Origin of the sequence: Caballeronia sp. LZ008 (genome assembly GCF_031451435.1) — a bacterium.
GTDB classification, from domain to species: Bacteria; Pseudomonadota; Gammaproteobacteria; order Burkholderiales; family Burkholderiaceae; genus Caballeronia; species Caballeronia zhejiangensis.
Genome location: NZ_JARUXK010000001.1, coordinates 1587591 through 1601166, shown reverse-complemented (window position 1 = coordinate 1601166; position 13576 = coordinate 1587591). Strand labels below are relative to the sequence as shown.

13 protein-coding genes are annotated in these 13576 nt (G+C 64.2%); 11 read left to right on the top strand and 2 right to left on the bottom strand.

Annotation, left to right across the window (positions count from 1 at the left end):
* Positions 1–24: 24 nt before the first annotated feature.
* From QCE49_RS07475 to QCE49_RS07455, 5 genes are all read left to right on the top strand, one after another.
* Positions 25–1230, top strand: coding sequence for a CaiB/BaiF CoA-transferase family protein (locus tag QCE49_RS07475; RefSeq protein WP_250457750.1), 1206 nt, complete (start codon positions 25–27; stop codon positions 1228–1230).
* A gap of 50 nt (positions 1231–1280) precedes the next feature.
* Positions 1281–2318, top strand: coding sequence for an ABC transporter substrate-binding protein (locus QCE49_RS07470; RefSeq protein WP_250434830.1), 1038 nt, complete (start codon positions 1281–1283; stop codon positions 2316–2318).
* Positions 2319–2321: 3 nt separating this feature from the next.
* Positions 2322–3149: an ABC transporter ATP-binding protein gene (locus tag QCE49_RS07465; RefSeq protein ID WP_250457751.1), complete on the top strand. Its 828-nt coding sequence runs from the start codon at positions 2322–2324 to the stop codon at positions 3147–3149.
* 12 nt (positions 3150–3161) lie between these two features.
* The gene (locus QCE49_RS07460; protein WP_034473729.1) at positions 3162–3986 is read left to right on the top strand and encodes an ABC transporter permease; all 825 of its coding nucleotides are present in this window, start codon (positions 3162–3164) and stop codon (positions 3984–3986) included.
* A gap of 149 nt (positions 3987–4135) precedes the next feature.
* Positions 4136–5119 (top strand): glycosyltransferase family 9 protein, encoded by a 984-nt coding sequence (locus QCE49_RS07455; RefSeq protein ID WP_008349351.1) that lies wholly within the window; start codon positions 4136–4138, stop codon positions 5117–5119.
* A gap of 10 nt (positions 5120–5129) precedes the next feature.
* Here the strand turns inward: QCE49_RS07455 and QCE49_RS07450 are convergent, their stop codons facing one another.
* Entirely contained in the window at positions 5130–6116 is a 987-nt protein-coding gene (locus QCE49_RS07450) for a glycosyltransferase (protein WP_250457752.1), read from the bottom strand.
* 48 nt (positions 6117–6164) lie between these two features.
* A complete protein-coding gene (locus QCE49_RS07445) occupies positions 6165–7139 on the bottom strand; it encodes an NADPH:quinone oxidoreductase family protein (protein WP_008349355.1) in 975 nt (324 codons plus the stop codon).
* Between the two features lie 80 nt (positions 7140–7219).
* Between QCE49_RS07445 and surE the strand changes: the two genes are divergently transcribed.
* The 6 genes from surE to rlmD are packed head-to-tail and all read left to right on the top strand — an operon-like array spanning position 7220 to position 13431.
* Positions 7220–7978 carry a 5'/3'-nucleotidase SurE gene (gene surE, locus QCE49_RS07440; RefSeq protein ID WP_008349357.1) on the top strand — a complete coding sequence of 253 codons (759 nt, stop codon included), beginning with the start codon at positions 7220–7222 and terminating at the stop codon, positions 7976–7978.
* Positions 7975–9063 carry a protein-L-isoaspartate(D-aspartate) O-methyltransferase gene (locus QCE49_RS07435; RefSeq protein ID WP_250457753.1) on the top strand — a complete coding sequence of 363 codons (1089 nt, stop codon included), beginning with the start codon at positions 7975–7977 and terminating at the stop codon, positions 9061–9063. The genes surE and QCE49_RS07435 overlap by 4 nt, the downstream gene beginning before the upstream one ends.
* A 5-nt stretch (positions 9064–9068) precedes the next feature.
* Positions 9069–10022 carry a peptidoglycan DD-metalloendopeptidase family protein gene (locus tag QCE49_RS07430; RefSeq protein ID WP_250457761.1) on the top strand — a complete coding sequence of 318 codons (954 nt, stop codon included), beginning with the start codon at positions 9069–9071 and terminating at the stop codon, positions 10020–10022.
* Between the two features lie 12 nt (positions 10023–10034).
* Positions 10035–11132: an RNA polymerase sigma factor RpoS gene (gene rpoS / locus QCE49_RS07425; protein WP_008349362.1), complete on the top strand. Its 1098-nt coding sequence runs from the start codon at positions 10035–10037 to the stop codon at positions 11130–11132.
* Positions 11133–11179: 47 nt separating this feature from the next.
* Entirely contained in the window at positions 11180–11956 is a 777-nt protein-coding gene (locus QCE49_RS07420) for a 3'-5' exonuclease (RefSeq protein WP_250457754.1), read from the top strand.
* 20 nt (positions 11957–11976) lie between these two features.
* Positions 11977–13431, top strand: coding sequence for a 23S rRNA (uracil(1939)-C(5))-methyltransferase RlmD (gene rlmD, locus QCE49_RS07415; RefSeq protein ID WP_409017208.1), 1455 nt, complete (start codon positions 11977–11979; stop codon positions 13429–13431).
* Positions 13432–13576 lie beyond the last annotated feature (145 nt).

Genomic DNA, 13576 nt, shown 5'->3' with positions numbered 1-13576 from the left:
AAAACACACGAAGGAGACACGACCATGAGCGCAACGACGGGACCACTCGCGGGCGTGAAGGTACTGGAACTGGGCACGCTCATCGCCGGCCCGTTCGCCGCGCGCTTCATGGGCGAGTTCGGCGCCGACGTCATCAAGATCGAGGATCCGAACGGCGGCGACCCGCTGCGCAAGTGGCGCAAGCTCTATCCGGAAGTGGGCGGCACGTCGCTCTGGTGGGCCGTGCAGGCGCGCAACAAAAAATCCGTGACGATCAATCTCAAGGCCGACGAGGGCAAGGAGATCGTGCGGCGGCTCGCGAAGGAAGCCGATATCGTCGTCGAGAATTTCCGGCCCGGCTTGCTGGAGAAACTCGGGCTCGGTTACGAGGTGCTGTCCGCCGACAATCCCGCTCTCGTGATGGTGCGCCTTTCCGGTTACGGTCAGACCGGTCCGTATCGCGATCGTCCGGGCTTCGGCGCAATCGCGGAATCGATGGGCGGTTTGCGTCATATCACCGGTTATCCGGATTTGCCGCCGCCGCGCATCGGCATTTCGATCGGCGATTCGATCGCCGCGCTGCACGGCGTGATCGGCGCGCTGATGGCGCTGCATCATCGCCAAGTGAACGGCGGCAAAGGCCAGGTCGTCGACGTCGCGCTCTATGAAGCCGTCTTCAACATGATGGAAAGCGTCGTGCCGGAATACGGCGTGTACGGCATGGTGCGCGAGCGCACGGGCGCGTCGCTGCCGGGCATCGTGCCGTCGAACACGTATCCGTGCCGCGATGGCAGCATCGTGATCGGCGGCAACAGCGATCCGATCTTCAAGCGCCTGATGAACGCGATCGATCGCGCGGATCTCGCGGACGATCCCGCGCTCGCGTCGAACGACGGACGCGTGCCGCGCACGCAGGAAATCGACGACGCTATCGCCGCTTGGCTCTCGACGCGCAGCATCGACGAGGCGCTCGCTGTGTTGAACGCCGCCGACGTGCCGGCCGGGCGCATCTACAGCGTCGCCGACATGTTCACCGATCCGCAATACCTCGCGCGTCAGATGCTGCAGCGTTTCCCGTGGCAGGACGGCCGCGAGATCACGCTGCCGAACGTGACGCCGAAGCTCTCCGAAACGCCGGGGGAAACGCGCTGGCTCGGGCCGCAACTCGGTGAACACACGGATGAAGTACTTCAAACGCTCGGGTATGATGCCGACGATATTGCGCGGCTGCGCGCGGCCAAGGTGATCTGAGCCTCGAGCCGAACAGCGCCGACAACGATAAAACCAGGAGACAGACAACGATGAAACGCAGAACGTTCATCGCGAGCGGCGCCGCGCTCGCGGGCGGGGCAATCTCGGGCATGCCGCTCGCATTCGCACAGAACAAGCTGGAGCAGAGCAAGGTATCGGTCGCGGTCGGCGGCAAGAATCTCTTCTACTATCTGCCGCTCACGATCGCCGAGCGTCGCAACTACTTCAAGGACGAAGGGCTCGACGTCGAAATCGCCGATTTCGCGGGCGGCGCGAAGGCGCTTCAGGCGGCGGTCGGCGGCAGCGCGGATGTCGTATCCGGCGCGTTCGAGCACACGTTGCTGCTGCAGGCGAAGAATCAGTACTTCCGCGAATTCGTGCTGCAAGGGCGCGCGCCGCAGATCGTGCTCGCCGTGTCCAAGAAGGCGATGCCGAACTACAAGTCCGTCGCCGATTTGAAGGGCAAGAAAATCGGCGTGACGGCGCCGGGCTCGTCGACGGCGATCATGGCGAGCTTCGTGCTCGCGCAAGCGGGGCTGAAGGCGACCGACGTGTCGTTCATCGGCGTCGGCGCGGGCGCGGGCGCGATCGCCGCGCTGCAATCCGGCCAGATCGACGCCATCGCCAACCTCGATCCGGTGATGACCAAGCTCGATCGCGCGGGCGATATCCGCATCGTGTCGGACACGCGCACGCTCGCGGACACCGTCAAGGTGTTCGGCGGCAACATGCCGGCGGGTTGCCTGTACGCGTCGCAGAGCTTCATCACGAAGAATCCGAACACGACGCAGGCGCTCACCAACGCGATGGTACGCGCGCTGAAGTGGCTGCAGACGGCCTCGGGCAAGGATCTCATCTCGACGGTGCCGGAAAGCTATCTGCTCGGCGATCGCGCGCTGTATCTCGATTCGTGGCAGCACGTGAAGGAAGCGCTGTCGCCGGACGGCCTGATGCCCGCCGACGGTCCCGCGACCTCGCTCAAGACGCTGCAAGCCTTCGACGAAACCGTGAAGGGCAAGCCGATCGACCTGTCGAAGACCTGGACCAACGATTTCGTCAAGAAGGCGCTCGCGAGCGTCAAGGTCTGACCGATGTCGTCGCCATCGAACCATGCGCTCGCGCTCGAGGACGTCACCTGCACGTTCGCGTCGCGCGAGAGTCGCCGTGATCGCTACACGGCGGTCCGCGATACGAGCCTCGCGATCGCGCCAGGAGAATTCGTGTCCGTCGTCGGGCCGACCGGCTGCGGAAAATCGACATTGCTCAACGTGTCGGCGGGATTGCTGGAGCCTTCGTCGGGCACCGTGAGCGTGTTCGGCGAAAAGCTGAAGGGCATCAACCGGCGCGCGGGCTACATGTTCCAGGCCGATGCGCTGATGCCGTGGCGCTCCGCGCTCGACAACGTCACGGCCGGCCTCGCGTTTCAGGGCGTGCCGAAGGCCGAAGCCGACAAGCGCGGCGAGGAATGGCTGAAGCGCGTGGGCCTCGGCGGTTTCGGCGACCGTTATCCGCATCAGTTGTCGGGCGGCATGCGTAAGCGCGTCGCGATGGCGCAGACGCTCATCCTCGATCCCGACATCATCCTCATGGACGAGCCGTTCTCCGCGCTCGACATCCAGACGCGCCAGCTCATGGAAAACGAGTTGCTCGATCTGTGGGCCGCGAAACGCAAGGCCGTGCTTTTCATCACGCACGATCTGGACGAGGCGATCTCGATGTCCGATCGCGTCGTCGTGCTGGCGGCGGGGCCGGGCACGCATCCGATCGGCGAATTCGCGATCGATCTGCCGCGCCCGCGCGATGTCGCCGAGATCCGCTCGCATCCGCGCTTCGTCGAACTGCACGCGCAGATTTGGGGCGTGCTGCGCGAAGAAGTGCTGAAGGGTTATCAGCAGCAGCTGAAGCCCGCCGCCGAATAAGACGATACGACCATGTGGAACAAGCTGCGCCCGAATCGGGCGAATCTCATCGTGTGGCAGTGGCTGTTGCTGCTCGCGTGCTTCGTGCTGTGGTACATGCTGACGAGCCCGACGCTCTTGCCGCCTTTCTATTTCGACGACGCGAACAAGGCCGCCTTTTTCTTCGGCGAGCCGCAGAAGGTGCTCATACGCATCTGGGAATGGTTCACGAGCGGCGAGATTTACATCCATCTGTGGGTGACGCTGATCGAAACGGTGCTGGCGTTCGTCATCGGCACGGTGACGGGACTCGGCGTCGGTCTCTGGCTCGCGCTCGCGCCGATGACGAGCGCGCTCCTCGATCCCTACATCAAGGCCGCCAATTCGATGCCGCGCGTGATCCTGGCGCCGATCTTCGCGGTGTGGTTCGGTCTCGGCATCTGGTCAAAGGTCGCGCTTGGCGTGACGCTCGTGTTCTTCATCGTGTTCTTCAACGTGTATCAGGGCGTGAAGGAAGTGAGCCCGGTCGTGCTCGCGAATGCGCGCATGCTCGGCGCGAATCGCAAGCAGTTGCTGCGGTATGTCTATCTGCCGAGCGCGACCAGCTGGGTGTTTTCGAGCCTGCACACGTCGGTGGGGCTCGCGTTCGTCGGCTCGGTGGTCGGCGAATATCTCGGCTCGGCGCGCGGTGTCGGTTATCTGATCCTGCAGGCCGAAGGCACCTTCGACATCAACACGGTGTTCGCGGGGATTCTCGTGCTGACCGCGTTCGCGCTGGTGCTCGACGGTCTCGTCGCGCTGGTCGAGCGCCGGCTCATGAAATGGCAGCCGAAGAGCGGAGAAACCGAGAAGCTTTGACGCCCCGGTTGTGCGCGTGCCAACACGCCGTCAACGAAGCCGACCGTTTTCGGAATGCCCGTCATGGCACGACACGGTCGACATCGCTATCATGCTGTCCTGGACAGGCCGTTGCACGACGTCCGTCGTGCGATCCCGCGGGACCAACAATGAAACTGCGAACTGACGGTTCGATTGCGGTGGTATTGCCATCGCCGATCGGCGACAGCCTCATCGGGCTCGTTCTCGTCGACAATCTCATCCGCAACGGATATCGCCCCGTCGTGTTCGGCTGGGTCGTGGAGCAACTCGCCGACTGGTTTCCCCATGTGACGGTAGGGCGTCGCGACGCCTGGCAGGGCGCGTTCGACACCGTGATCGAGCTTCGCCCGACCGACTACGCATCGACGCTGAGCCGCTCGGGCCAGACCATCTGTCTCGCCACGCTGCCGGAATACGGCGGCTCGAAGCACATGGTCGACCGCATCGTCGATATCGCGAAGAACGTGCTCGGTCTCGCCGACGTGACGCGCGCGAACGGTCTCGTCGTGCCGTCCGGCGTCATGCGCGGGCGCTTCGCGAATCGCGTCGTCATTCATCCGACCGGCAGTCATCCTGAAAAGATGTGGGGCCGCGAGAAGTTTCTTGCGCTCTCGCGTGCGCTGACGCGGCGGAGATTGCGGCCGAGCTTTCTCGTCGCGCCTGCGGAGTTCGGCGTCTGGGGCGATATCGCTGAAGAAGGGTGCGAGGTCAATGCGCTGCCGCAACTGGGCGAAGTCGCGGCATGGATCGCCGAATCGTCGTGGTTCATCGGCAACGATTCGGGGCTCGGGCATCTCGCGTCCTGCATCGGCGTGCCGACGCTCTCTCTCTTTATGCGCCAGGGCCTTGCGCGCTCGTGGCGTCCGGGCTGGGGCCCGGGCGCGGTCGTGGTGCCGCCGTCCTTTCTGCCTTTCGGCGGGCTTCGCGAACGCTTGTGGCAACGCCTGCTCACCGTGCGTCGCGTGACATCCGCGTTCAGGACGTTGCACGGCAACCATGCGCGCGCGGCGCAACACTACGCGATGGCCGATTTCGCCGACGCCAAAGCGGCTCAGCCGACCCAAGCAACGCGCATCGGCATGCTGCCGCGCGCGCAATCGCGACGCCTATAAGCGGACGCCTTCACGCCGCGAAGCGCGAATAGACGCGCCAGCAGCGAAGCGCGCGCCACACTTCGCTCGCATTGGTCGCGCCCTTCAGCATCGCGCGAACATACCCCGACTGCAGAAACTGCCGCGCGAAAGGCTTGCGCAGTTCGTCGTCGGTCAGGCGCTTTCTGAGCACATGCAGGAGATGACCGCTTTCGCGGTTGGCTTGGCGTAGCAGAATCCGGCTGAGACTTCGGTCGGTTTGCGGATCGAGCGCGGCGGTCACGAGCGCGTCGATCACGCGCAGATAACCCGCCGCGCGGCGCGCGACAGCGGCCGGCGAGGGCGAGTTCGTGATCGATTCCGGATTGCGTCGATAGCCGTACAACGGTTCGCGCACGAAACCGACGCGCTGTGCGTAAAGCCCGAGCTGCAACGCCCAGATGATGTCCTCGTGCACCACGCCTTCCTCGAAACGCAGGCCGTGTCTCACGACGAGATCGCGCCGCACGCATTGCAGCCACACGCAGACGACCCAGTCGTCGTTCGGCACGGTCCGTTTGAGCCACGCCGTGCCGTCGCAGATGTCGCCCCACGGCTGGCCTTCGTACATCGGTCGAGGATCGGCGGGCGGCGGCAAGTCCTCGAAGCTGAATCCGTTGCCGATCACGACATCAAGCCGATGCTGGCGGCCGTGTTCGATCCACGTGCGCAACGCGCCGGGCTTCATCCAGTCGTCGCCGTCCGCGAACGCGATCCACTCGCCGCGCGCGAGCGTCAGCCCGACATTGCGCGACGCCGATACGCCGCGATTTTCCTGCGCTACCACACGGATGCGCGCATCGGCCGCCGCCATCGTTTCGAGCATGGCGAGACTGTCGTCTGTCGCGCCGTCACAGATCGCGATGACTTCGAGATCGACGCCTTGCTGATCGAGCACCGAGCGCAGCAGCGCTTCGAGCCAGGCTTCGCAGTTGTAGACCGGCACGATGACGCTGACATCGGGGCATAGACTCGCCATGGCTCTTCGCGGAGTGCGTGAAAGCGCGCAATGGTAGCAGTGCGCGCGTTATGGCTCGATCACGATCTTGCCCGTCACGCGCCGGTTCATCATGTCGTCCAGCGCTTGCGGCGTTTCGTCGAGCGAGTAGCGTTTCGTGACGACAGGGCGCAGCTTGCCCGCTTTGATCCACTCGACCATCGTCGCGAATTCCCGATCGGCGAGCGCGTGTTCGCGCTGCATGTGACCGCCCCAGAACACGCCGACGATGCTCGCGCCTTTCAGCAGCGCCAGATTGAACGGCAGCTTCGGAATCTCGCCGTTCGCGAAGCCGACGACGAGATACCGTCCGCGCCAGCCGATGCTGCGAAACGCGGGTTCGGCATACGTTCCGCCGACCGGATCGAAGATCACATCCGGCCCGTTGCCGTCCGTCAGCGCCTTGATACGTTCGCGCAAGTCTTCGTGCGCGTAATCGATGACCTCGTCCGCGCCATGTTCGCGACAGAACGCGAGCTTCTCCGCGCTCGATGCCGCCGCGATCACGCGCGCACCGACGATCTTGCCGATCTGGATCGCCGCGATGCCGACGCCGCCGGCCGCGCCCAGCACGAGCAGCGTGTCGCCGGCCTTGAGCTCGCCGCGATCGACGAGCGCGTGATACGACGTGCCGTAGGCGAGCGAGAACGCGGCGGCCTCGGCGAGATCGACGTCATCGGGCAAGACGATGCAATCGGCGGCTTTCGCGCGCGCCTGTTCGGCGAACGCGCCTTGCGCGGTGTAGGCGGCCACGCGCATGCCGGGCGCGAGATGCGTGACGCCCGCGCCGGCTTCGCGCACGATGCCCGCGAACTCCGCGCCGGGCGTGAACGGCAGCGGCGGCTTGAACTGGTATTTGTTCTGGATGATGAGCACGTCGGGAAAGTTCACGCTCGCCGCTTTCACGTCAATGACGACTTCGCCTGCTTCCGGATGCAGGTCGGGCAGCGTTTCGATCGAAAGCGTGTGGGGCAATCCGTGTTCGTTGCATCGTACGGCGCGCATGTTTTCTCCTGGTTGAACTGGGCTCAGTGTATGGCAGTTCGAGTCGTCGTCGCGCCACTTTCCTCGGTTACAATCGTCGGATGCGAATCCTACTCAGCAACGACGACGGTTATCTGGCGCGCGGCATCAATGTGCTGCACGATGTCCTGCAGCCGCTCGGCGAAGTGACGGTGATGGCGCCGGAGCAGAACTGCAGCGGCTCGTCCAACTCGCTTACGCTGTCGCGGCCCTTGAGCGTTCATCAGGCGCCGAACGGTTTCAACTTCGTGAACGGTACGCCGACCGATTCCGTGCACATCGCGCTCACGGGCATGCTCGACGAGCAGCCTGATCTCGTCGTGTCGGGCATCAACAACGGGCAGAACGTCGGCGAGGACACGCTGTACTCGGGCACCGTGGCGGCCGCCACCGAAGGCTTCATGTTCGGCATTCCGGCGATCGCATTCTCGCTCGTCGGCCGCGACTGGCTTCATCTCGACGACGCCGCGCGCGTGGCGGCCGAGATCGTCGCTCATTTCCTCGAACATCCGATGCCGGGTCATCCGTTGCTGAACGTGAACATTCCGAGCCTGCCTTACGATCAGTTGCGCGAATGGAAAGTGACGCGCCTCGGCAAGCGTCATCCTTCGCAGCCGGTGATCCGCCAGACCGATCCGCGCGGCAACCCCATCTACTGGATCGGCCCGTCAGGCGATGCGCTCGACGCGAGCGAAGGCACCGATTTCCACGCGGTCGCGAACGGCTTCGTGTCGATCACGCCGCTGCAACTCGATCTCACTCATACGAAGCTCATGGCGGAGACGCGCGAATGGGCGCGCGCCGGGAGCGCTCGCACATGAGCGACGAGCGCGCCAAGCGCTTTCCGCTGGCGCTCGCGGATCTCGTTCGCGAGCCGCGCAAACCCGTGGCCCGTCCGCAAGATTCGCGCGGCAAGCCAGCCGCCGCTTCCGCGCTGAAGCCGACGCCGACGCCGACGCAGCCGGCAAGGCCTGGACAATCGCGCGCGGCGAACGCGACGATGAAAAATCCCGCGACGGCAGCGGCGTCCGCGAAGCCGGCCACGTCCGTTTTTCCCGTGCGTTCGGGCGCGAAGACCGCAATTGGCGGGGCGAAACCGGTTCCGTCGGCGAGCAAGAGCGCGGCGCAGACGCATCATTCGGCTCATCCGGCGCGCGCGAATTCACTGCGTCCGGCGCCGCGGCCCGGCGAGCGCGACCTGAACGCCGCCGCGATCGCGATGAAAAAAGGCGCGCCCAATGTTGCGCTGGCAAGCACGCAGACACTCACATCGGAACGGGTGCGCGAGCGCATGGTCGAACGCCTGCGCTCGAACGGCGTGACCGATCCGCGCGTGCTCAATGCGATGTCGGTCGTGCCGCGCCACATGTTCGTCGATCCGGGGCTCGCGGCGCAGGCTTACGAAGACGCCGCGCTGCCGATCGGCCATCACCAGACCATCTCGAAGCCGTCGGTCGTCGCGCGCATGATCGAACTGGTCGCGACCGGGCGCGCGTTGAACAAGGTGCTGGAGATCGGCACCGGTTGCGGTTATCAGGCGGCCGTGCTGTCGCAAGTCGCCACTGAGGTTTATTCGATCGAACGCGTGCGTCCGTTGTCGGAGCGCGCGAAGCTCAATCTTCGGCCGTTGCGCGTGCCGAATATCCGGCTGCATTACGGCGATGGCCGCCTCGGCTTGCCCGCGGCCGCGCCGTTCGACGCGATCGTCATCGCGTGCGCCGGCCTCGACGTGCCGCAGGCCTTGCTCGATCAACTGGCGGTCGGCGGCAAGCTCGTCGCGCCGGTCGGATCGCAGGCCGCGCAGTCGCAGGTGCTGACGCTCGTCACGCGCGTGTCGGCAAGCCAATGGCGGGAAGAGCAGCTCGATCGCGTTTTCTTTGTACCCTTAAAATCCGGAGTGATTTGACACCGATGAGTATCCTGCGTGCTTTGCGAGAAGGAAGTGCGGACCAAGCCTTAAGCGCGGCGCAGCGCGGCGTGTGCGTGCTGGCGTTGTCCGCGCTGGCGGCGTGTTCGACGCGCATGGACATGGCGCCGGTCGTCGACAGAACGGGCGCGCCCATCGGCACGACGGCAGCGCAGACGCCGGACAACGGCCCGCCGCCGCCGGGCTATTACCGTGTGAAGCCGGGCGACACCCTATATCGGATCGCACTGGAAAACGGTCAGAATTATCACGACATCGCAGCGTGGAACAACCTGACCAACCCGAACCAGATCGAAGTCGGCCAGCTGATGCGCGTGGCGCCTCCGGGCGCGAATGTCGCGGCGGCGACGCCCGGTGTGGCGACCGCGCCGATCGTGGGCGGCGGCGTGCAGACGCAGCCGTTGAATGGCGCGAACGCGTACGCGAGCCCGCAGCCGGGTGCGACCGCGCAGCCGCCGTATTACGGCGCCAACTCGGGTATGGGCGCGGCGCCGGGAACGGCCGGCGCGGCGGGCATGGCATCGGCGCCTGGCGTGCCGGGCGCGGATGCGAACGCGGCAGCGCCAGCGGCCCAGCCGGCGTTCATCTGGCCGGCGCGCGGTCCGATTCTCGGCACATTCAACGAAGCGAGCAACAAAGGTTTGAACATTGGCGGTGCGGCGGGAGATCCGGTCAACGCGTCGGCGGATGGCCGAGTGGTTTACTCCGGAAATGGGCTGCGCGGCTACGGCAATCTCATTATCATCAAACACGACGCAACTTTTCTGACAGCGTACGCACATAACCGTGCTTTGATGGTAAAAGAGGGAGACGCGGTAACTAAAGGGCAGAAGATCGCTGAGATGGGGAACAGCGATTCGGACCGCGTGATGTTGCATTTCGAAGTTCGCCGGCAGGGAAAACCTGTTGACCCACTGAAGTATTTGCCGCCGCAATAAAGCGAAACCATCATGCCAAAAACGAAGCGCCGCCTGCCGCAAGCCGAGACTGAGACGATCAGCCGACCTTTGCAAGTGTCGGTGGAAGACGGTGCTTCGACTCAAGACGAGGACATCGACAATGTCGATGTCGACGTCGATTCGGACGAAGAAGGCAACAGCCGCGGAAAAAGCAGCGACGAAGCAGCGGAAGGCGCAAACGATTCCGCGCCCGACGCCGACGATTTCCGCTCGCTTTTGCAGGCCGAGCTCACCGCCGACACGATCCAGCATTACCTGAACCGCATCAGCGTGAAGCCGCTCCTGACCGTCGAGGAAGAGCAGCGCTATTCGCGACTCGCGAAAGCCGGCGAATTCGACGCGCGCCAGGTGATGATCGAGCGCAATCTGCGGCTCGTCGTCAGTATCGCGAAGGGATATCTCAATCGCGGCGTGCCGTTGCTCGACCTGATCGAGGAAGGCAATCTCGGCCTCATGCACGCAATCGAGAAATTCGATCCGACGCGCGGTTTCCGGTTTTCGACCTATGCCACTTGGTGGATCCGCCAGAGCATCGAGCGCGCGATCATGAACCAGGCGCGCACCGTGCGTCTGCCGGTTCACGTCATCCGCGAGTTGAACCAGGTGCTGCGCGCGAAGCGCCATCTGGAAAAAAATTCCGCCAATTCCAATGACAGCGTTGCGCCCGAACGCCGCGACGCGAGCATCGACGATATTGCGTATCTCACCGGCAAGACGCCCGAGGAAGTCACCGATATCCTCGCGCTCAACGAACACACGGCTTCGCTCGACGCGCCGCTCGACCTCGATCCGGGCAGCAGCCTGCTCGATCTCCTTTCCGACGATCAGAGCCAGTCGCCGGACGCGGAAGTGCAGCATCGCGAACTCGAATCGCTCACGCGGTTGTGGCTCTCGCGTCTGTCCGACAAACACCGGCACGTGATCGAACGGCGTTTCGGGCTGAACCACATCGAGCCCGCGACGCTCGAAGAACTCGCCGACGAAATGGGCCTCACGCGCGAGCGCGTGCGCCAGATCCAGCAAGAGGCGCTCGTGCGTCTCAAGCGCTTTTTCGCATCCAACGGCGTTCGCAAGGACGCCGTGCTTTAACGCTTCGGCGACGCCCTTCGGCTTGGGGCGTGGCGCTCCAGGATTCAATGACACCGATTCTCGTTTTCGACATCGAGACAATCCCCGATGTCGACGGCATTCGCCGTCTCGAAGATTTGCCCGACGATCTCTCCGACCGCGAGGTCGCCGAACATGCGTTCGAAGCGCGCCGCGAGCGCGTCGGCAATGATTTCTTGCCGCATCATCTGCAGCGTGTCGCGGCGATTTCGTGCGTGTTTCGCGACAACAACGGCTTTCGCGTGCGCTCGCTCGGCACGACGGCCGACGGCGAGGCCGCGCTCATCCAGTCGTTCTATCGCGTGATCGAGAAATACACGCCTCAGCTCGTGTCGTGGAACGGCGGCGGCTTCGATCTGCCCGTGCTCCACTACCGCGCGCTCGTGCACGGCATCGCCGCGCCGCGCTACTGGGATCTCGGTCAGGACGACCGCGAGTTCAAGTTCAACAACTACATCAGCCGCTATCACATGCGGCACATCGACCTGATGGACGTGCTCGCGATGTATCAGGCGCGCGCCAATGCGCCGCTCGATGCGCTCGCGAAGCTATGCGGCTTTCCCGGCAAGCTCGGCATGGACGGCGGCAAGGTCTGGGAAGCGTATCGCGACGGCCATATCGACGAAATCCGCAACTATTGCGAGACCGATGTCGTCAACACGTATCTGATGTACTGTCGTTTTCAGATGATGCGCGGCGGCTTCACGCCCGATGAGTACGCGGACGAAATCAACTTCGTCAAGAATGCGCTCGCGCAGGAGACTTCGCCGCACTGGGCGGAGTATCTGGCGGCGTTCGTCGAATGAGAGCGTGACGTTCGTCTACAATCTCGCCTTTGCCCCACGATAAGTCAGGAAGTACGCAGGTGTCCGAAGCCGCTCGAAAAACCCAGCATCGCCGCCGCGCCGCGCCGGCGAAATCCGTCACGCCCGATCCGAACTTCGTCGCGCCCGAAATCGAAATCGAGTCGCTCGACATGGAAGCGCGCGGCGTCGGTCGCACGGTCAACGAAAACGGAGAGCCGGGCAAGGTCATCTTCGTCGAAGGCGCGTTGCCGGGCGAACGTGTCAGCTATTCGAGCTACCGCAAAAAGCCGAGCTTCGAGCAGGCGCAAGTGGTGAGCGTGCTGCGCGAGAGCGTGATTCGCGCGAAGCCGAAGTGCCAGTTTTTCGGCATTTGCGGCGGCTGCTCGATGCAGCATCTAGATGTTCGCGCGCAAATCGCCGTGAAGCAGCGCGTGCTCGAAGACAACCTGCAACATCTGTCCAAACTGCGCGCCGAAACCATGTTCCGGCCGATTCACGGGCCGTCGTGGGGATATCGCTATCGCGCGCGCCTGACCGTGCGGCACGTTGAAAAGAAGGGTGGCGTGCTGGTCGGCTTTCACGAGCGCAAGAGCAGTTACGTCGCCGACATGACGAGCTGCGAAGTGCTGCCGCCGCATGTTTCCGCGATGCTCGTGCCGCTGCGCCATCTGGTGGCGGGCCTGTCGATTCGCGATCGCATGCCGCAGATCGAGCTCGCGGTCGGATCGGACGTCACGGCGCTCGTGCTGCGCATTCTGGAGCCGCTGACCGAAGCCGACGAAGGGCTGCTGCGCACTTTCGCCGATGAGCACGGCGTCCAATGGTGGCTCCAGCCCAAAGGACCGGACACGGTTTATCAGTTCTATCCGCTCGATAGCGAGCTCGCTTACACGCTGCCGGAATTCGATATCCGCATGCCGTTCAAGCCGACCGACTTCACGCAGGTGAATCACCAGATCAATCGCGTGCTGGTGAGCCGGGCGCTCAGCCTGCTTGCTCCGGAGAAGTCCGATCGCGTGCTCGACCTTTTCTGCGGCATCGGCAATTTCACGCTGCCGCTCGCGCGGGTGTCGCGTGAGGTTGTCGGGATCGAAGGCAGCGAAGCGCTGACGGCCCGCGCGTTGGAGAACGCGAAGGCGAATGGCGTCGATGGCCACACGTCGTTCGCGTGCCGAAATCTCTTCGAAGTGACCGCCGACGACCTGCGCGCGCTTGGCCGCTTCGACAAGTTTCTCATCGATCCGCCGCGCGAAGGCGCGCTCGCCGTGTCGAAGGCGCTCGCGGACATCGCCCAGAGCGGCGAGGGACCGTTGCCCGAGCGCATCGTCTATGTGTCGTGCAATCCGGCGACGCTCGCGCGCGACGCCGGCCTGCTCGTGCACGAAGCGGGTTATCGGATGAAGGGCGCGGGCGTCGTGAACATGTTCCCGCACACGTCGCACGTCGAATCGATTGCGTTGTTCGAGCGCGACTGATCCGGCTGCGGCGCTTCGCAGGCACAAAAAAACCGGCCCGAAGGCCTAATGCCGTTCAGTTAAGGTCTTTTCTTAGATAGCGAACGGTGTACCGTTTAGGGCGGGATTTGACGACCCGGTCGCATGTGCGTCCGGGTCGTTTTTC